We start from the raw sequence: 19,172 nt of genomic DNA, 5'->3' as shown, positions 1-19,172 counted from the left end.
ATGAAACCGCGAATCCGATGGCTGGCCTTACTGTTGGGATTGGCTGTGCTGGGCTGCACCCATGCCAGCGTTCCGCTAATGCCCAAAGGGATTGCCCAAGTGCCCACCCCGACTGTCACTCCTACTCCCTCCCCTGCTCCAGATGCTATGCCTGCTCCGAATGTTGACGCGAATATTAACCCCCAACTGACGGCGGCCCATACCCGCTTTGGCTTCAAGCTGTTTTCGCAGCTCGTCCAGCAGCAGCCGGACAATATCATGATCTCTCCCACTAGTGTGGCGATCGCCCTCTCGATGCTCTACAACGGGGCTGCGGGCAATACCCAGCAGGCGATGGCAAATGCCCTAGAACTAAAGGGGCTGACGGTCCAGGATCTCAACCAAGCCAGTGCTGCGCTGGAAGCCACGTTAGAAAATGCCGATCCGCAAGTGCAACTAAAGCTAGCCAATTCCCTCTGGGGCCGGTCTGGATTCTCGTTCCAGCCAGATTTTTTGCAGCAGAATCAGACCTTCTACGGAGCCGAAATCACCGAGCTAGATTTCAATGACCCTGCCGCGCCTGATCGGATCAATGCCTGGGTTGCCCAAAATACCGAAGGCAAAATTACTAAAATCATTGACCAGATCGATCCCCAGCAGGTGCTGTTTCTGATCAATGCGGTTTACTTCAAGGGCAACTGGACCACCCAATTCGACCCCAGCAACACCAGCGAGCAGCCTTTTCAGTTACTCGACGGCAACCAAAAGCAGCATCCCATGATGTCGCAACAGGGCAATTTTGCTTACTACGAAACCGACCAGTTTCAAGCCGTGAGTTTGCCCTACGGCAACCGTCGCCTCAGCATGTATGTGTTTCTGCCGCGCCCGAATTCTAGCCTGACTGCGTTCTATAGCGGCCTTACACCTGAAAACTGGGACACCTGGATGCCGCAATTCCGCCGCCGGGAAGGTCTGCTGCAACTGCCCAAGTTCAAATCCGAGTACGAAGAGACGCTGAATGAGGCGCTAACAGCCTTGGGCATGGGGGTGATCTTTACAGATCAGGCCGATTTCTCTCAGCTCAGCAGCGAACCGACTGCCGTAGACGAGGTGAAGCACAAAACCTTTATCGAAGTGAACGAAGAAGGCACCGAAGCAGCGGCTGTGACCTCCGTTGGCGTGCGAGTGACTTCAATTGGCCTGGATGAACCCTTCCAGATGGTGGTGGATCGGCCCTTCTTCTATGCGATTCGCGACAACCAAACTGGAACGATGCTGTTCATGGGAGCCGTAGTAGAGCCAGAATAGGGTAACAATCTTGTTTGTCCATCTGCTTTTCTGTCTACTTTTCTGTCCTCGGCCATGCCCACACCCGACCCCTACAAAGAACGCGACCTGGAACGGCTGCAAATTTTTGTCTACCTGATCCCGGTGATTGGCTTTTTGCCTGCCCTCTGGACGCTGTATCGTCAGCAAGGCAGTTTAGAGCAGCGCAATGCCAGCCGCTTGGTGGTCAGCTTAACGACGGCTTGGGTGCTGGGCTATTTGCTGTTGGGGGCCGGGGCACAGTTGGCTGAGGGTACATCGATGGCTTCGACTGTTTCGTTACTAATTCTGTCGAGCCTACTGACTTCTGGCTATTTTCTTGTTAATCTCTGGCTGATGGTGCGTCTGTGGCAGCGAAAATCCCTTAGATTACCGGGGGTGAGCCAGTTGGGTGATCGGCTGCCCTGAAGTTTGATTGAGGGTGCTACTAAATAATTTTCTGTCAAGGTGGGAAAACTAGTGAATTTTGCTGTTAAAGCGACTATATTAAATTGACTCAGGTTCCACCTCTATATCTAGCGTGTGAGGAAGTTAGTGTCCACTACTAATAGTCGTAGCTCCTTCTCCAGTCCTTCAGCTTCGCCGCCACGTTCTAGTCGCTCTAGAACGTGGCGCTGGTTGGGGTTAGGACTGGGACTCTGCGGTGTGGCCGCCCTATCTGCTTCAGCAGGCGCACTTCTAGCCGTTGCTATTGCCGGTACCCCTCTGATGCAGACCGAGCTAACGGCAGAAGAATCCGAGGTGTTCAACAAGAAGGACATTTCGACCGGCATGAATTTCCGCTTGCCGCAGCTAACCCGTCCGGTAAACATCCTGGTTTTGGGCGTCAAGGTGTTGGCTACAGATGTGGATGATCCGCCACCGGAAGCCCAGGGCTTGGGCTATCACGCGACGATCAACTCCCTTAAAGGCTTGACCGACAGTATGCTGCTGCTGCGGTTTAATCCAGCCAATCAACAGCTTGTAGTTCTGTCGGTACCGCGAGATACCCGGACCTACATCGACGGCGCTGGTGTGACGAAAATCAATGAAGCAAATGTGCTGGGCGGTCCGGCGTTGGCCGCTCGCTCTACGAGTGATTTGCTGGGCGGTGTGGGCATCGATCGCTATGTACGCATCAATGTGTTAGGTGTGGAAAAACTGATCGACGCGCTGGGTGGCATCACGGTCTATGTGCCGCAGGACATGAAATACCAGGATGACAGTCAGCACCTCTATATCAACCTGAAGCAGGGAGAACAGCATCTGAATGGCGCTCAGGCAGTTCAGTTTTTGCGGTTTCGCTATGACGCCTATGGCGATATTGGCCGGGTGCAGCGGCAGCAAATGTTTCTGCGAGCCATGCGAGAACAGGCCCTGAAACCATCTACCCTAGCTCGTCTGCCCCAGATTCTCTCAGTGGTGCAGTCCAATTTAGATACCAACCTGAGTGTGGAAGAGCTAATTGCGTTGGCCGGCTTTGCCTCCCAGATCGATCGCTCTAACATGCAAATGCTGATGCTACCTGGCAGTTTTTCTGGCAGTGAATTTGCTGCGAGCTACTGGTTGCCCAATCAGGCCCAAATTGAGTCTATGGTGCGGCAATACTTTGGTGTGGCAGTAGCTAATTTTGCTCCCCCCGAGGCTTCCGATCACCTGACAATTGCGATTCAGGACAGCACTAACGAGGCTGGAGTTGTTGAGAAGCTGATCAACTCTCTGGGCAGTCAGGGATATGGCGATATTTTTGTAGATCAACCCTGGGCTGAACCGTTAGCCGTGACTCGCATCATTGCCCAACAAGGGGATGCTGACAAGGCACATGCGATTCAACAATCCCTGGGATACGGTGAGGTGCTAGTTGAAAGCACCGGCAGCCTTGATTCAGATATTACGATTCGCTTGGGGAACGATGCCCTTGCTGCCACTGAACCACCGACTGCACCCATGCCCGCCCCTGCCAATGAATTAGGGATACCTGAGCCTGAACCCACACGGCTGCCTGCAAGTTCTCCTGAAACTCCGGCCGCATTCGATGAGGCTACTATTGCTCCATCGCCCGCGTCTGCCGGTCCAGTGCCCATTGACGCCGTAGAATCAACTCTTCCCCCGCCTCAGCCTGCTGTGCCAGAATCCCCCGCTGCGGATAGTCCAGCACCCATTCCGACTGCATCCCCCGAACTTCAATCTGCTGAATCTGAACCATTACCGATGGCTCAGTGAAGTGGTGAACGTGAAGAAGAATGAAGCATTCCTATTGCATCGCCCAGGGCACCCTAGAACATAGATTGCATTTTATGTCAATTGCCCTAGCGCAAATTTGAACGCTCTAGAATGTACGGAGAGGTGTTTTTAGATTGATGGGCTGAGGTGATTAGCGCAGTTGAATTAGCTTAGGCTGGCTTGAATTCGGATTGTTTTACTCAAACAATTTGATTCGACTGGTTAATTGGAATGGTTAATTGGAATGGTTTTTTACAGGCTGTTCGGCTTAGCTAGGCCAGCAACATAGCCAGCATTGGCGTCTAGGTAGCTTGCGTGATTGTCTCTATAGTTGCTGCTTGATTATTCTCAACTTGATTATTCTCGATAGTCTATCGATGATCTTAGGTGATTCGATTGGTTTGTTTCGTTTCTTTACTTGAGAGTTATCGAGAATTCCTAGAAGGTTCTCTAGATTATACACATAGATTGTAATCAAGCTGTTGTTTAGCCTATCACTCGCAATTACCTCAATTTGCGCTTCTGCTTGTGTCATTCAATTTAACTCCCTCCACCAGACTTCTGCTTTTCTGAAATGCGCATCATTTGATCTGAACTGATCTGAACGTCCTATTGCCCCAGAGGACACCTGCAAGAGGTCTATTGCCCAACCGTGGGAGATTGTAGCCATTGGAGGTTTTAAGCATGACAGCTCTCAATCCGCGAGTGAATCATTCCCAGTCTCGTGCCGCATCGGTGTCATCTCGGCTGAAGGATGAACTGGCTGGTAGCGATTCCGTTAGCAATCCTACCAACTTGGGGGTAGCTCCGTCCGTCTCTGCCAGTTTGCTAGCGCTGGGGATGAAAAATCTGGGGCAGGTGTATCGTAATCTGGCGGTGCCTGCCTTGGTAGAGCATGCGTTGCGACGCGGCGAAGGCCAACTCAGCAATAGCGGTGCCCTCTGTGTAGAAACTGGTAAATATACAGGACGTTCACCTAAGGATCGGTTTATTGTCAATGATCCCACTGTCAGCGCCGAAGTGGATTGGAATCAACACAACGTGCCCATCTCAGAAGCTACGTTTGAGCGGCTCTACCAGCGAGCACTAACCTATGTGGCAGGACGGGATCTCTATGTCTTCGATGGTTACGCCGGAGCCGATCCCAACTACCGCTTTGGTGTGCGGGTGATCAATGAATTTGCGTTCCAAAATCTGTTTGCTCATCAACTCTTTCTGCGCCCTTCTGCTCCAGAATTGCAGCAGCACCGACCTGACTTTACGGTAATTGCCCTACCCGGCTTACAGGGAAATCCTGAACTCGATGGTTTACACAGCGAAGCGTTTATCATTCTGCATCTCTCAAAAAGAATCGTGCTGATTGGCGGCTCTCGCTATGCTGGAGAAATCAAAAAATCGGTGTTCTCGTTGCTCAACTACCACATGACCAAGCGGGGTGTCCTGCCGATGCACAGTGCAGCCAATGTAGGTGACAAGGGCGATACGGCTCTCTTCTTTGGGCTGTCAGGCACTGGCAAAACCAGCTTGTCAGTTGATGGAGAGCGACGGCTGATCGGGGATGACGAACATGGTTGGTCTGATGACGGTATTTTTAATTTCGAGGGCGGCTGCTATGCCAAAACAATTCACCTTTCCCAGCAGCACGAGCCGCAAATCTGGTCGGCCCTTACGTTTGGGGCCTTGCTGGAGAACGTCATTCTCGATCCGGTGACGCGCGTACCCGATTATGACAATGGGCAACTCACCGAGAATACCAGAGCCGCCTATCCGCTAGAACATATTCCCAACTGTGAGCGATCTGGAGTGGGTGCCCATCCCCAAACGATTATTTTCCTGACTGCTGATGCTTTTGGCGTGTTGCCTCCAATTGCCCGCCTCACCACAGCCCAAGCCATGTACCACTTTTTATCGGGCTACACCAGCAAACTAGCCGGAACCGAACGCGGCATCACTACCCCGCAAGCAACATTTTCGGCCTGCTTCGGCCAGTGCTTTTTCCCCTTGTCGCCGGTAGTGTATGCCGAAATGTTGGGGCAACGGCTGCAACAGCATCCTCAAACACGGGTGTTTCTGATCAATACCGGCTGGTCGGGCGGCGGCTACGGCGTGGGAAACCGAATTGCGATTGACTATACGCGAGCGATGGTGGCAGCGGCGCTCAATGGTGAACTGGAGCAGGTCAGCTATCAGCCCCATCCGATTTTCAAAGTGCTGGTACCTACATCTGTGCCAGGTGTCCCCTCCCATGTCCTAGATCCTAAACAAACCTGGAGCGATCCAGCTGCCTATGACCAGCAGGCGATTGCCCTAGCCCGCAGTTTTACCAAAAACTTTGCCCAATTCACCACCGTTAGCCCTGAAATTGCTGCGGCTGCACCCAACAGTGATGCTTAACAGTTCGAGATTTTAAGGGAGCCAGTCTTCATCTAAAGCCTGTTCTAGAGTGAACCAAGGTGCTTCGGGAATCCGTTTGTCATCTAACCCAGTCTGCTTTAGAAAAAGCTGTCTGCCATTCTGATATTCAGACGCAAAATTGGCAGCGAGATAGTTTTTAAGAGGGGCCGTGCCCCTGTGTGGGGGCGAAGCCCCCACACCCCTCGTACCTTACCAGGGTGGAAAAACCAGAGTGGAAAAAGCTATAACTAGGGCCGGCCTATCGCGGTACTGCAACCTGTCCTAACAAAGCGCTGATCACGCCATCCATTTTTAGCCCATCCAATTGGGCTTCTGGACGCAAAATCAAACGATGCCGCAATAGAGGAAAGGCAGTGGCTTTAATATCATCGGGGGTGACATAGTCCCGCTCTGATAGCCAAGCGTTGGCCTTACTCGCCTGGAGCCAAGCCACAGCTGAGCGAGGTGAAGCTCCCAATGCCAAATCTGGATGTTGACGAGTCCGCTGCACCAGAGCCAGCAAATAATCCAGCAATGCCTCTGTCACTCGCACCGACCGCACTGCCTGACGCGCTAGCAGTACCTGCTCTACCGTAGCAATGGGCTGCAGTTTCTCTAGATCGAGGCGTTTGGTTTGCAAACCGGCCTGGGCATTCAGCAGCATCTGCCGTTCGGATTGGGTGTCTGGGTAGTCCACAATCAGCTTGAAGAGGAACCGATCGAGCTGGGCTTCCGGCAGTGGGTAGGTGCCTTCAAACTCCAGAGAATTTTGTGTGGCGATTACCCAGAATAAATCGGGCAGCAGCAGGCTTTCTCCGTCCAGCGTCACCTGCTGTTCTTCCATGGCTTCGAGGAGAGCAGCCTGGGTTTTGGGCGGCGTGCGGTTGATCTCATCGGCCAGCAGAATTTGCGTAAACACGGGCCCTTTTTTGAGCATGAATGTGCGGGTATTGAAATCGAAAATATTGGTGCCCAAGATGTCTGATGGCAACACATCTGGCGTTAGCTGAATCCGGCGAAACTCGGCCTGCACCAGCCGCGATAGCGCCTTGACTGTCAGGGTTTTTCCAGTACCCGGCACTCCTTCTAAAATCACATGCCCGCCAGAAAGCAAGGCCACGATTAAGTTTTGCACAAGGGCAGGTTGACCCACGACGACTTGGCTCAATGCTTTAGCAAGTTGGGTAAAAACGGGTTGGATTTCGCTCACGGTGGTATGGAATACGATGAGTTGGTACTGCTGAATTAGGAGTCAGGAGTCAGGAGTCAGGAGTCAGGAGTCAGGAGTCAGAAGAGGTCCCAGATCAGCATGTGATATCAGCACTACTTTAACTGACGCTGTTTAACTGATGCTGTTTAACTGACGATGGAGAGTTTGCAAGTTCTCCAGCCATAGCAGCAGCTCTCGATTGCTTAAGCGGCGCGATTGGTTTAGGGGAGCCAAAACAGCCTCTAGTTCAGTTGCGGGCTGTCCGGTCTGCTGCACCCAAGCCTCAACTAAAGTTTGTGGCTCAACTGGTTCGCTGCCGAGTCCAAGTGCCCGCTGTAGCCTGAATTGTTCGGCCTTACCGATGGTTTGAACTACAAAATCGCTGCAATTTGCCTTTTGTAGAACACGGCTCAGGGCTTGAACATAAGCCTCGCTGTTATCGAGCGTTGGCTCTACAAGCCGCTTCGCTGGTCCCAGACGTCGATGGCCCCAAATCAGCACCAGAAGCAAGACCGCCGCCTGGATTGCCAGCAGCGCTAGTGGGGTTTTGGCGAGGTAGCTAGCCAAACTCTCTGTCCCTGCTTCGGCAATTACTTCTTGATCTTTATAGCCGTGGAGATATTCATCGATATAGATCGGATAGCTGGGGTTAGAAACCAGCTCGGCTAGAAATTTAAAGTTGCCGGGTTCGTCTTGATAGGCGTTGGCGGCTAGATAGGGAGTAGAGCTGTAGAGCACACGCCCCTCACCAATTTGCCGCTCCCAAACAACTGCGCCGTAGGCATCGCTTAATCGAGGTTGAACTGATTGGGGTCGAATGGTTGGACGCTCCCGGCCATTGTCCGCCTGATTGTATCGGCGGGTAGTTTCAACTTTGACTGCACCGACCGGACTGGCGATAGCCGAACGAAAAGGAGCCTTTGTGACACCCGTTCTCACCCCAAGCAAAACCAGCTGATTGCCCTGGCGAATCCAATCTTCGTCAAACCCTCCCAGCATCCTGTGGTCACTGCTAATGCGAACCAAGGTGATGGGTGAGAGTGGAGCTTGGGCCATTAAGCCACTCTCCGCTTTACCCTCAGATAAATGCCAAGTGCTGATTTGCTTTACAGATGGAGGTTGAGCTTGAAGCAACTCCTCCAGCGGACGCTGCCAGCGCTGAACAGGCAGGTTTTGCTGTTCCATGTAGGCATACCAGGCTCCATAGCCACTGGGAGCACGACTATAGGTAGAACCTTGCTGCAGCGATGAGGAACGGGGTGCGGCCAAGATGCTCAGCAAGATCATCGCCAGTAGCACCAGAAGGCCAACCCAGAGCCAGCGGTTTTTCCAGTTCATGACCGCTCAATCTCCTGATAGGCTTGCCAACAGCGTTCGTAGGTGTCGGCGGAGGCAGTGACCTGATCAAACCAGAGGCGCTCGTGGGTCTGGATTAACACCTGGTAGGGCCGAGGTAGGTTTTGCAGTTGCAGAAAATCGAGATACTCCCCATCGGTGCGACTAAGCTGTTGAGCCAAAATGCCGCGGTCGTTCAATTGCTGGAGGCTGGCCATATAGAGTGCCCGACAGGCAGTTTGATAATCGCCCTGCTGCTGGGCTAGGCGGGCCTGCTGCAACCATTCGGCAACTGTGTGCTGCGGAGATGGAGTCACACCCGTTCGATCATCCACCTGCTCAACTTGCCAAAACTCAGCTAAATAGGGACCCAGCAGCCTGTAGAGCTGCCAGCCGGCCCACACAATTGCGGCAATCACCATCAGCCAAAATAGCCCCTCGAGCAACCATTCTGGCAGTTGAGGGATGCCGGCAGTAGGGGCACTGGCGTTACGCGGCAGCAGACCCTCTAACCACTCGCCCACTTGTTGAGAGAGCTGCTGAAGCTGCCAGCTGAGGCTGGTTTTTTCAAAAGTGCCAGAAGCCAAGTTGAACAAGTCCTCTACGCGATGCGCCTAGATCATGACCTAAGCCATCATCTTAAGCCATCATCTTAAGCCATGCTGTTTTCGATCGCCCAACGCGCTAGTTCAGTGCGGTTATGCAGCCCAGTTTTGCCCAACATGTTGCTGACGTGGCTTTCAATTGTCCGTTGGCTCACGTTCAGCTCCTCAGCAATTTCCCGATTTGCCATGCCTCGTGCGACAAACTGAACGACCCGCAGCTCGGTGGGAGTCAGCTCTACATCAAAGGGCACCTGAATCTTGGGTGTGGTTTCTGTAGATTTGTCTTGCCGCTGAATCAGGCGCGATGCCTGCTTGAGTGAGGACTCGACCTGAGCTACCAATTCTTCGGGTTCAAAGGGCTTCACCATGTAGACATCAGCCCCTGTATTTAATCCCTTCACCCGATCTTGACTCTGCCCTTTAGCGGATAGGAATAGAACTGGAATCCAGCTTGTGCGAGGATTTTTGCGGACATTCTCAACCAGTGAGTAGCCATCCATTTGCGGCATCATCACATCGCAAATGATCATGTCTGGAGTCTCGTTATCCAGCAACTCCAGTGCATCTTGACCATTTTCTGCGGTAATGACTTCGTACCCTCGAAACTCCAAATAATCTTTGACTAATAGAATTAAGTTCGGATCGTCATCAATCAGCAACAGCCGCTTGTGCTCTCCTACGCTAGTTTCCTTGCTCATGCTTAACTACTCGCTATGTTCAGAGTCAATAGCAAAACCTGCCAATTATGATATCCAGTAATTCTACACAACGCCGAAATCGCTGAAACGACTTTGGTTGATTGCACGGGTGGATGGCACACTATTTCAATTTTGGAAGCTAGATTTCACAAATCTGAAGAGAGAAACTACTCAATCACAAGCCGAGGCGGTCAAGACAAACCGTGAATTCACTGAACTCAGAGAACCACTCGACGCTCCGAAGTCAGAGGTAGAAACTACGAGTCTATCTACCGCGATATTGTATATTGCTTTTCCTCCAATCGGGTAGTGTTGTTAGCGTGACTCAGCAAAATTTTTCCTCAGTCATACAAAATCAGCGTTCGGGCATGGCTCGATTGGCGCTTTCCTGCTGCTTCAGCTCGGCTCTACCTCGGCGGGTTGGGGCAAGGGGTGAACCAAAAACGCATAGTCCTGCACGATCTGATTGCTTAGCAAATGTTCTTGAATGATCCGTTCGATCACTTTCGGAGTGGCGCTATGGTACCAAACTCCATCCGGGTAGACGACCAAAATCGGCCCCTGCTGGCAAACTCGTAAACAGTTGGCTTTGGTGCGAAACACACAAGAAGGCCGCTCTGCCGTGGGCTGATCCAGTTTGAGCTGCTTGAGCCGCTGCTTCAGGTAGTCCCAGGCGACTAGACTATCTGTTTTGCTACAGCATTTGGGATTGGTTTGATCGGCACAAATAAAAACATGGCGCTGAATCTGGGGCAATCCCAGCGCTTTCACACAGGTATGAAGAGAGTCAGACGCGAGCAGATCGCAGTCGGGAGGCATGGACGATCCTGTAGAACTCTAGTGGATTAGTGAAGCAATTATATCGAACGGAAATGAGCAACCGCTGGAGATTCACTCGGTTGGAGCCAATCGCCAAACTCTTCTACAAACTGATTAGCTAGAATCGCGGCTCGAATTCGTTCCGTGAACCGCACCAGCTCGGTGATATTGTGAATTGAAAGTAGGGTGTAGCCCAGAATTTCCTGAGATCTGAGCAAATGGCTGAGGTAAGCCCGACTGAAGTGGCGGCAGGTGTAGCAGGGGCAATCTGCATCGAGGGGCGTAAAATCTTCCTTGAAGCGAGCGTTTTTGAGATTCCAGCGCTCTCCTCGTACTAACGCACTGCCGTGGCGGGCCAAACGAGTCGGAATTACGCAATCAAATAAATCAATTCCGGCGGCAATGGCCTGCACCATCTCTCGATATGTTCCGACTCCCATCAGGTAGCGCGGTTTGTTAGCCGGTAGGAGTGGCGTTGTCACCCGGACAATCTGCTCGATCAATTCTGCCGGTTCGCCCACGCTCACGCCTCCGATGGCATAGCCAGGTAAGTCAAAGCCAATCAGATCCTTAGCGGCCTGCTGGCGTAGATCCAGGTAAACGCCCCCCTGCACAATCCCAAACAGGGCCTGATCGGACCGTTGGTGAGCCGCGATGCAACGCTCTAGCCAGCGATAGGTCCGATGGGTCGCTTCTATGACTGCATCCCGACTAGCCGGATAGGGCGGGCATTCGTCAAATGCCATAATCACATCCGCTCCCAGTGCATTTTGGATCTGAATCGATTTCTCTGGCGTCAGATGAATAAACTGACCGTCCTTGGGGGAACGGAAGGTGACGCCCTCATCAGTAATCGAACGCAACTCGCTCAGGCTAAAGACTTGGAAACCGCCCGAATCGGTCAAAATTGGCCCCTGCCAATGCATGAACCGATGCAATCCACCCGCCTGCTGCACAATGCTTTCTCCTGGCTGCAGATGCAGGTGATAGGTATTTGCCAAAATCATCTGTGCCCCAGTAGCTTGCAACTGATCGGGCGTCAGGGTTTTTACATTAGCTAAGGTGCCCACCGGCATGAAGCGGGGGGTTTCGACCACACCGTGAGGCGTTGAAAATATTCCGGCACGGGCTTGAGTTTGCTGGCAGTTTGCCTGAGATTGAAACGAAAAATTCACGCTGGACTATCGCATCCGAGTACAGTACTGACCTAGCGTAGCAAGCTACGGCCCGTCTTGGACTAGGTTAGGCGATACAACCTGTAAAGTCTTCAGCCCTCGCTCAAAACGAAAAGCTATCGTCATCATCAATGCGGACATCCCAACTAGCAGATAGCACCTCAGCTACGACAGCTTCTAGAGCAGCCGCGTTGAGGCTACGGTTTTTCTGTTCTTGCAGTGGGTTAGACAGCGGCATCAACCGCAAGTGCTGATTTTCTTGAATCAGGTCAAACCAGGGCTGCTGGTCAGGCGACCGCTTTAGCTCTAAATAGTCGAAACTGCACACATTGATGTAGAGCGTGTGGTTGGCCACTAGGGTAGAGCGCTGCGGGTCTGAGAACACTTCCAGCACATAGCCCTCGTCTTCGACCAAAAGCTGTCCATCTTGGCTGTAGCAGTAGCGAACCCGATTGAGATCGACTAAAAGCCGCTGCATATCCTGCTTGTTCACAATGATGCCCGTGTCAACAATGCAGGGGGCTGGCAGCTTCGTATTTCCAGAAAGGTGATCGTAGCTCATAGAAAATGCCTTGGTCGAAACGCAGACACTAGGTTGACCTATCAGCCAACGAGAGGTTCATAACTTAAACTCACAAAACCAGCTTATCCTAGAAATCCCCTGAACCTCTTGATAGAATTCACGGAACTTTATTTATGCTCTAGTTGGCTATTTAGGTTGCTTGCTGTAAGTAGCCTGCTGTAAGGGGTTGGCCTGAATAGCTATCCCAGCGGTTCTTCAAGGATAGGCAATTCATTGGCTTATCTCCAATTATTGCCGCAACTTGATTCTGTAAATTCAGCCAGAGTGCTGAACCTTTTAGAGCGTCCAGGTGGTATGCTTTTCAGCCAGTCAGGTCACCTATTTGGGTCTTACGCCTCGCTCTGTCGCCCTTGGGTAAATCTGGGATGGATTATCTGAATGCTGGCGGTGGTTTGCTGAGCGGTTCTACTCACTGCCTGGAATCCATCCGCTAGGATTATCCAACTATGCTGGGCTTGCCTTCCTTCCTTGCAGCAATTGCTTTCTATACCCGCCTGCCCGTCCCGGTTTCCTGGGCGCTTCAATTCGAACGGGTAGCTTGCTTCGCACCAACGGTGGGTGTGCTGATTGGTGGGTTGTTGGCGCTACTTGATTGGGGTTTGGCTTGGCTGCATCTGCCGCCTGTCTCTCGCAGTGCTGTAATTGTTGTCGTCTGGATTGGGGTGACCGGTGGCCTGCATCTCGATGGAGCTATTGACGCGGCTGATGGCTTGGCGGTTCCCGATGCTAAGCGACGCCTAGAAGTAATGACAGAGAGCACGACTGGAGCCTTTGGGGTGATGGCGGCAGGCATCTTGCTGTTACTGAAAACAGCGGCTTTATCTGATTTACAGAGCTATCGCTGGCTGATTCTACCCGTTGCAGCAGGCTGGGGCCGTTGGAGCCAGCAAGTCGCCATTTTTCGCTATCCCTATCTCAAACCAACTGGAAAAGGAGTCTTTCACAAGCTAGCTATCCGCTCGTTCTGGGATACGGTGCCCTCGTTGCTGCTGTTGCTGGGGCTGAGTGCCTTACCTCTAACGATGTCGGTGCAGCTATGGCCGTTGAGCCTGGGTTTATGTCTCGGTAGCAGCATTGCCTTTCTGATTGCAGCTTGGTTTGCTCGTCAGTTTGGCGGCCACACGGGCGATACCTATGGAGCAGTGGTGGAGTGGACCGAAGCCTTCATACTCGTGCTTCTTGTGATAGTGCAGGCAGAGGGAGGGCAGTTTTGAGTGTTGAGTGTTAGGTGTTGAGTTTGTAGTCTATGCACGGCGCAAATAACTCGCTTGCGAGAAGCCAGATATCCTCACTGCTTCAGCTCCCATTGGTTGGATTGAATGACTTTGCACAACCCGCCAACCCAATTCAAAACTCAAAACTCAAAACTCAAAACTCAAAACTCAAAACTCAAAACTCAAAACTCAAAACTCAAAACTCAAAACTCAAAACTCAAAACTCAAAACTCAAAACTCCTTTCGTCACCTGCTATTCTAAAAGAAAGGTTTACGGAACTTAACAAATTTGCTCCTCTATGAAGTGCATCATTAATCGGCGGGCGCAGTTTTCAGCAAGTCACCGCTACTGGCTACCTGAACTGACAGAAGCAGAAAATGTGGAACGGTTTGGCCTGTGCACCCGTGCTCCTGGACATGGACACAACTATGTGCTGTATGTGTCGATGGAGGGTGAGTTGGACGAGTATGGCATGGTGCTGAACCTGTCGGATGTGAAGCAGGTGATCAAAAAAGAAGTCACGAGCCAGCTCGATTTTGCTTACCTGAACGATACCTGGGAGGAGTTCCGGCAAACCTTGCCCACGACCGAAAATATGGCGCGGGTGATCTGGCAGCGCTTGGCTCCCCACCTGCCATTAGTACGCATTCAGCTATTTGAACATCCTGAACTTTGGGCAGAATACGAGGGAAACGGCATGGAAGCTTATTTGACGATCAGTACGCACTTTAGCGCTGCTCACCGGTTGGCGCTACCATCTCTGACGCTGGAGCAAAACTCGGAAATCTACGGCAAGTGCGCTCGTGTTAACGGACATGGGCACAACTACCATCTCGAAGTCACGATCAAGGGCGAAATCAATCCGCATACAGGTATGATTGCCGATTTGGTAGCATTTCAGAACGCTGTAGATGATTTAATCGTGGAGCCGTTGGATCACACCTTTTTGAACAAAGATATTCCCTATTTTGCGGAAGTGGTCCCAACGGCTGAGAATATTGCGGTTTATATTCGGGATATTCTGAAGCAGCCAATTCGTGAAATTGGAGCACAGCTCCACAAAGTCAAGCTGATCGAAAGCCCAAACAATTCCTGTGAGGTGTATTGCACCTATGAGCCAGAATCGACCAGCGCCAGTGAAGTGCGGGAACCTGTTTTAGCGCAAGCCTAACGGCTGGATTGGTTTAGTAATGTGAAGCGTAGCAATTAGCAGCCAGGAGTCTGAGGCTATAGTGTTGACACAGCTTCTACTCCTGGTTTTGTTATGTCTATTTGCAAAATTCTGGTGCTTGCTGCCAATCCCGAAAACTCTTCGGAACTGCGTTTGGGTGAAGAAGTCCGAGAAATCGAAGAAGGATTGCGCCGTTCCCGGTATCGAGAGCAGTTTGAACTGAAGGCGAGATGGGCTGTTCGGGTACGAGATTTTTATCGCTCCATGCTGGATCTTCAGCCGCAGATCGTGCATTTTTCGGGACATGGAGAAGGTCCATCAACTGTGGTACAGACGGAAAGCGCAAGCGAGCGCAAACTGGCACCCGTGGGTCAAACTTCAACCGAGGCAGGACTGGTCTTTGAAAATGAAGCGGGTCAGGCGAAGTCAGTTGACTCAGCATCGTTGGCGAGTCTGTTTAAGCTGTTTGCCAGTAAGGGTTTGGAATGTGTACTGTTAAACGCTTGCTACTCAGAGGTGCAGGCAGAGGCCATCCAGCAGCATATTCGCTATGTAATCGGCATGAATCAAGCAATTGGCGACAAGGCTGCGATTACGTTTGCGGTGGCTTTTTACGATGCATTGGCAGCCGGAGAGAGCTACGAGTTTGCCTTTGAGTTAGCGCGAGTTGCCATCCAACTGGCCGGAATTCCAGAGCAACATACGCCAGTCCTCAAACACAATCCGGCTCTAGCCATGCCGTCGAGCGATCAACCACCGACCCAAAATTCTGGAAAACTGGCGGACACGGTTGGAGTCGTGATTCAGGGCGGCATGGTTTCGATCGAAAACTTGAATCTGTAGGCAGCGCTCTATGGACGAATCAGACAAGCTGGCTGAGAAGATTGGCATTGTGGTGCAGGGTGGTCAGGTGACGATCCACACCGTGAACCTGGGTCAGGCTGAGGCGACGCCATTACCCGAACCGAAACCTGCAGAACTGCCGGATTGTCCCTATCGCGGTTTGTTTGCCTTCCACGAAGAACATGTCGAGTTTTTCTTTGGCCGTGATGTCTTCACTCAAGGCTTAGTGCAAGCGGTACAAACGAAATCTCTGGTTGCCGTTGTCGGAGCGTCGGGTAGCGGTAAGTCGTCGCTGGTGTTTGCCGGACTGTTGCCGAATTTATTAGAGCAAGGCGGCTGGTGCATTTTCAAGCTGCGTCCCGGTTTTCCAGATTCGCGCCCGTTTCATAACCTGACTTCTGCATTGTTGCCCCTATCGGCTGTGCCCAATCTCGATCCGCTAATTTTGCTGAACCAACGCGCCAAGGATTTACAAGAAGGAACGCTGTCCTTGCGAGATGTGGTTGCCGAAATTTTGCGACAGGCTCCTAAAGGCACAGAACGTGTATTGCTGGTAGTCGATCAGTTTGAGGAACTGTACACGCTTTCTAACCAGGACGACCGAGAACGTTTCGTGGATCTGTTGCTGGCAGGTGTAAAAGATGCGCCTTGTAAGGTTGTGTTGACTTTGCGAGCCGATTTTTGTGGACAGGCGTATGCCTATCGTCCGCTGGTGGATGCGCTTCAGGATGCGGACTTGAAACTGGGTTCGATGAATCAGGCGGAACTGCAAGCGGCGATCGAAAAACCAGCTGAGAAAATGGGTGTAAAACTAGAGGCTGGACTGACCGAGCGGATTCTGGAAGATGTCGGCAAGGAACCAGGAAATCTGCCGCTGCTGGAGTTTGCCCTGACTCGCCTGTGGGACAAGCAGCAAAACCGCGAACTGACCCATGAATCCTACAGCGAAATTGGCGGCGTCAAACAAGCCCTAGCCGATCACGCAGAAGCCATTTACAGCAAACTGACCGAACCTGAGCAGAAGCAAGCCCAGCAAATTTTCGTTCAACTCGTCCAGCTTGGAGAAGGCACCGCAGATACGCGCCGGTTAGTAACTCGTGCCGAAATTAGCGATGACTGTTGGCAACTGATCACCGGTAAAGGTGGCTTAGCCGACTGTCGGTTGGTGGTGACAGGACGAAATGATCAGACAAACGAAGAAACCGTTGAAGTCGTCCATGAAGCCCTGATTCGTGAGTGGCGAACCTTACGCCAGTGGATTGATACCGACCGGAAAGAACTGCTCCAGAAAAACGAAATTGAAGCACAGGCAAAACGCTGGGCAGAAAAGAAATCGAAAGATTATCTGCTTCAGGGGAAACGGTTACAGGAGGCACGAGTTTTTCAGAAAGAGCAGGCGGATCATCTAAAGCTCTCGAATCAAGCGCAAGAATTCATTCAGAAAAGCCGCCGCAATACTCGAACAAACCAGCTTAAGTTAGCGAGTCTCTTGCTGATTCCGATCATGATTGTATACGCGGCTGTAGTACCTCAATTGAGACAACAGAAATACATCCGCGCTTGGGAAACTGTAAAAGCAAAAGATGCGGGTACACGAGAAGCATTGGAAATACTGACAGAAGGATGCCAAGAGAAAGAGATAATCCTTGGAACAGTTTTGTTCGGTGACTGTGCCGATCTCAGCAGTACCGACCTCAGCGGTACCGACCTTTTCGATGCCGACCTCAGCTATGTCAACTTCGACAGTACCGACCTCAGCCGTGCCGACCTCAAATTCGCCGACCTCAGCGGTGCCTATCTCCTCGGTGCCGACCTCAAATTCGCTGACCTCCTCGGTGCCGACCTCTACGGTACCACCCTCAGCGGTGCCACCCTCAGTTGCCTTATTCAACAGTGCACTGACTTCAGAGGTGCTGAAGGTTTAACTCCTGAACAAGTGAAATCTGCCAAGAATTGGGAGCAGGCAGTCTATGATTCAGCGTTTTGTCAGCAGGTGGGGTTGAAGGACTGCAAGACGAAGCAGGTGGTGGAGAAGTAGATGAGGCAGTGAGGAGTGCTCGTCAAACCCAATCAGATACGATAGAGTCACAAGAATAAGATCCTTTCTATGTCCCAGCCTGACTCACTCACTACGACTTACAGCAGTTCCGCGTTTCAACAAGCGATCGAAGCAGTTGAGGCATTGTCACTCGAAGATCAGCGAGCCCTTCTCCAACTGATACAGCGACGACTGGCAGATCAGCAACGCCAAGCCTTAAGTCAAGAAATTGCAGAAGTGCGGCAAGAATATGCGGAAGGAAAGGTCCGCTTTGGTTCTGTCTCTGATTTTCTAGCGGAGTTGGACGATTGAGAACGATCGGTTGGACACCCAAATCGCTACGGGCTTTCAAACGTTTGGTTCGTCAAAATCTCCAACTGCGTTCTGCTATTGAGCAGACATTAAATCAACTTGCTGAAGATCCGTTTCATTCCAGCTTGCGGACTCACAAATTGTCCGGGGACTTGTCCGATGTTTGGTCCTGTTCAATAGATTAAAACTTCGTATTTTGTTTGAGTTCGTGGAGAATTCAGAAACTAAAGAAGAGGCAATTCTCCTGCTAAATTTAGGCTCTCATGATTAGGTTTATTAAGGGAATGAGGCAAGCAAGACGAAGCAGGCGGGGGAGTAGATGAGGCGGTGAGGTTGATCGTTCTATCTGCTCAACCAGTAAAGTGAAGATGAGAAGTCAAAAGCTGCAAAGTATGGAAAAGCTCGATCGCATTACAACTAATCCCAACGTTTGTCTGGGACAACCCACCATTCGCAACATGCGGATCACCGTCAGCTTCATTCTCAAACTGCTGGCAACTATGCAGTCTGTAGAGGCAGTGTTGGAGTCTTACCCAGAACTAGAGGCGGAAGATATCCAGCAGGCTTTGCAATATGCAGCTTGGGCAGTTTCAGATCAGCTGGTTCCCACTGCTTGAGGATTTTGGGTGTTTAGCATCCGATTACTGGCTGATATACACATTTCTCCAATCACTGTTGCTGCTCTAAAGCAAGCAGAATGGCACAACGGCTGATCCGGCTGCTTGGCAAGATTGGATGGATTGCGTACAGAGAGTTTTAGCAGCAAAACAGGCAGTCAGTAAATAGCCATAACTGAAGACTGCTAAGCTAGTAAAGTTGATAAGTTAAGAGCTGCAAAATATGGAACCGAGCAACGCCAGACGATGGATGGATGCGCTTACCGCTTTTAGCTTTGGTTCTGTGGGCCTAACTGAAGCAGATTTCCTTGCTCCTGCTCAAGTCATTTGCTACGTACTCAAAGAGCGGAGGTCAAAATGAATACAGCCAAAATTTGGCTGTGCTGGCATTAACCGAAGATTTGCCGGATTGAGGCTTACGCCGTGGAACTGAATAGGGGAAAGATAATTCAACGTTGAATGGATGCGTTGACGATTATAGAAAACCTCAATCCATGTCACGATTGCAGTTTTAGCAAGTTCCTTAGTCGCAAAGCTTTAAGCATAAACAAACTCTTCTTGAGTGTTCTAAAAAAGCTCTCAGCTACTGCATTGTCCTAGCAATTGCCTCTGCTGCTCCCACTACAGGAGATTCCCGCAGCTTAGAGTGA

At 51.3% G+C, this 19,172-nt stretch carries 18 protein-coding genes and 1 pseudogene; 10 read left to right on the top strand and 9 right to left on the bottom strand.

Going from position 1 to position 19,172, the window contains the following annotated elements:
- The 4 genes from HJG54_RS18470 (at position 1) to pckA (ending at position 5,901) form a co-directional block, all read left to right on the top strand.
- Positions 1-1,287, top strand: a complete 1,287-nt coding sequence (locus HJG54_RS18470; RefSeq protein WP_316430531.1) for a serpin family protein — start codon at positions 1-3, stop codon at positions 1,285-1,287.
- Between the two features lie 54 nt (positions 1,288-1,341).
- Complete coding sequence (locus HJG54_RS18465; RefSeq protein ID WP_316430530.1) at positions 1,342-1,713, top strand: hypothetical protein; 372 nt, start codon at positions 1,342-1,344, stop codon at positions 1,711-1,713.
- Positions 1,714-1,839: 126 nt separating this feature from the next.
- Positions 1,840-3,507: an LCP family protein gene (locus HJG54_RS18460; RefSeq protein WP_316430529.1), complete on the top strand. Its 1,668-nt coding sequence runs from the start codon at positions 1,840-1,842 to the stop codon at positions 3,505-3,507.
- A 684-nt stretch (positions 3,508-4,191) separates the two neighbouring features.
- Entirely contained in the window at positions 4,192-5,901 is a 1,710-nt protein-coding gene (gene pckA, locus HJG54_RS18455; RefSeq protein ID WP_316430528.1) for a phosphoenolpyruvate carboxykinase (ATP), read from the top strand.
- Between the two features lie 12 nt (positions 5,902-5,913).
- Here the strand turns inward: pckA and HJG54_RS35500 are convergent, their stop codons facing one another.
- The 8 genes from HJG54_RS35500 to HJG54_RS18420 all read right to left on the bottom strand — a co-directional run bounded on the left by HJG54_RS35500 (position 5,914) and on the right by HJG54_RS18420 (position 12,305).
- Entirely contained in the window at positions 5,914-6,099 is a 186-nt protein-coding gene (locus tag HJG54_RS35500) for a DUF29 family protein (RefSeq protein WP_420717263.1), read from the bottom strand.
- Between the two features lie 61 nt (positions 6,100-6,160).
- Complete coding sequence (locus HJG54_RS18450) at positions 6,161-7,111, bottom strand: AAA family ATPase (RefSeq protein ID WP_316430526.1); 951 nt, start codon at positions 7,109-7,111, stop codon at positions 6,161-6,163.
- Positions 7,112-7,243: 132 nt separating this feature from the next.
- The gene (locus tag HJG54_RS18445; protein ID WP_316430525.1) at positions 7,244-8,449 is read right to left on the bottom strand and encodes a DUF4350 domain-containing protein; all 1,206 of its coding nucleotides are present in this window, start codon (positions 8,447-8,449) and stop codon (positions 7,244-7,246) included.
- Positions 8,446-9,033, bottom strand: a complete 588-nt coding sequence (locus tag HJG54_RS18440; RefSeq protein ID WP_316430524.1) for a DUF4129 domain-containing protein — start codon at positions 9,031-9,033, stop codon at positions 8,446-8,448. Before HJG54_RS18440 ends, HJG54_RS18445 begins: the two co-directional genes overlap by 4 nt.
- A 65-nt stretch (positions 9,034-9,098) precedes the next feature.
- Positions 9,099-9,749, bottom strand: a complete 651-nt coding sequence (locus HJG54_RS18435; RefSeq protein ID WP_035997335.1) for a response regulator transcription factor — start codon at positions 9,747-9,749, stop codon at positions 9,099-9,101.
- Between the two features lie 396 nt (positions 9,750-10,145).
- A complete protein-coding gene (locus HJG54_RS18430) occupies positions 10,146-10,568 on the bottom strand; it encodes a (2Fe-2S) ferredoxin domain-containing protein (protein WP_316430522.1) in 423 nt (140 codons plus the stop codon).
- A 38-nt stretch (positions 10,569-10,606) separates the two neighbouring features.
- Positions 10,607-11,743: a tRNA guanosine(34) transglycosylase Tgt gene (tgt, locus tag HJG54_RS18425; RefSeq protein WP_316430521.1), complete on the bottom strand. Its 1,137-nt coding sequence runs from the start codon at positions 11,741-11,743 to the stop codon at positions 10,607-10,609.
- A 103-nt stretch (positions 11,744-11,846) separates the two neighbouring features.
- Positions 11,847-12,305: a hypothetical protein gene (locus HJG54_RS18420; RefSeq protein ID WP_035997326.1), complete on the bottom strand. Its 459-nt coding sequence runs from the start codon at positions 12,303-12,305 to the stop codon at positions 11,847-11,849.
- Positions 12,306-12,772: 467 nt separating this feature from the next.
- On the opposite strand from HJG54_RS18420, the gene cobS reads away from it, so the two are divergent.
- The 6 genes from cobS to HJG54_RS18390 all read left to right on the top strand — a co-directional run bounded on the left by cobS (position 12,773) and on the right by HJG54_RS18390 (position 18,522).
- On the top strand, positions 12,773-13,540 hold the full coding sequence (gene cobS, locus HJG54_RS18415) for an adenosylcobinamide-GDP ribazoletransferase (RefSeq protein WP_316430518.1): 768 nt from the start codon (positions 12,773-12,775) through the stop codon (positions 13,538-13,540).
- Positions 13,541-13,839: 299 nt separating this feature from the next.
- Positions 13,840-14,712 carry a 6-carboxytetrahydropterin synthase gene (locus HJG54_RS18410; RefSeq protein WP_316430517.1) on the top strand — a complete coding sequence of 291 codons (873 nt, stop codon included), beginning with the start codon at positions 13,840-13,842 and terminating at the stop codon, positions 14,710-14,712.
- A 93-nt stretch (positions 14,713-14,805) separates the two neighbouring features.
- Positions 14,806-15,555 carry a CHAT domain-containing protein gene (locus HJG54_RS18405; protein WP_316430516.1) on the top strand — a complete coding sequence of 250 codons (750 nt, stop codon included), beginning with the start codon at positions 14,806-14,808 and terminating at the stop codon, positions 15,553-15,555.
- Positions 15,556-15,565: 10 nt separating this feature from the next.
- Positions 15,566-17,593 (top strand): pentapeptide repeat-containing protein, encoded by a 2,028-nt coding sequence (locus HJG54_RS18400; RefSeq protein WP_316430514.1) that lies wholly within the window; start codon positions 15,566-15,568, stop codon positions 17,591-17,593.
- A 69-nt stretch (positions 17,594-17,662) separates the two neighbouring features.
- Positions 17,663-17,905, top strand: a complete 243-nt coding sequence (locus HJG54_RS18395; RefSeq protein ID WP_316430513.1) for a hypothetical protein — start codon at positions 17,663-17,665, stop codon at positions 17,903-17,905.
- Between the two features lie 368 nt (positions 17,906-18,273).
- The gene (locus HJG54_RS18390) at positions 18,274-18,522 is read left to right on the top strand and encodes a DUF433 domain-containing protein (RefSeq protein ID WP_316430511.1); all 249 of its coding nucleotides are present in this window, start codon (positions 18,274-18,276) and stop codon (positions 18,520-18,522) included.
- Positions 18,523-18,852: 330 nt separating this feature from the next.
- Here the strand turns inward: HJG54_RS18390 and HJG54_RS35495 are convergent.
- A pseudogene (locus tag HJG54_RS35495) lies at positions 18,853-19,044 on the bottom strand (IS3 family transposase); the annotation flags it as partial.
- Between the last annotated feature and the right edge of the window lie 128 nt (positions 19,045-19,172).

The organism is Leptolyngbya sp. NK1-12 (genome assembly GCF_032598965.1).
GTDB lineage: Bacteria > Cyanobacteriota > Cyanobacteriia > Elainellales > Elainellaceae > Elainella.
The sequence above is the reverse complement of the archived record's forward strand: the minus strand, read 5'-3'. Positions and strand labels throughout refer to the sequence as shown.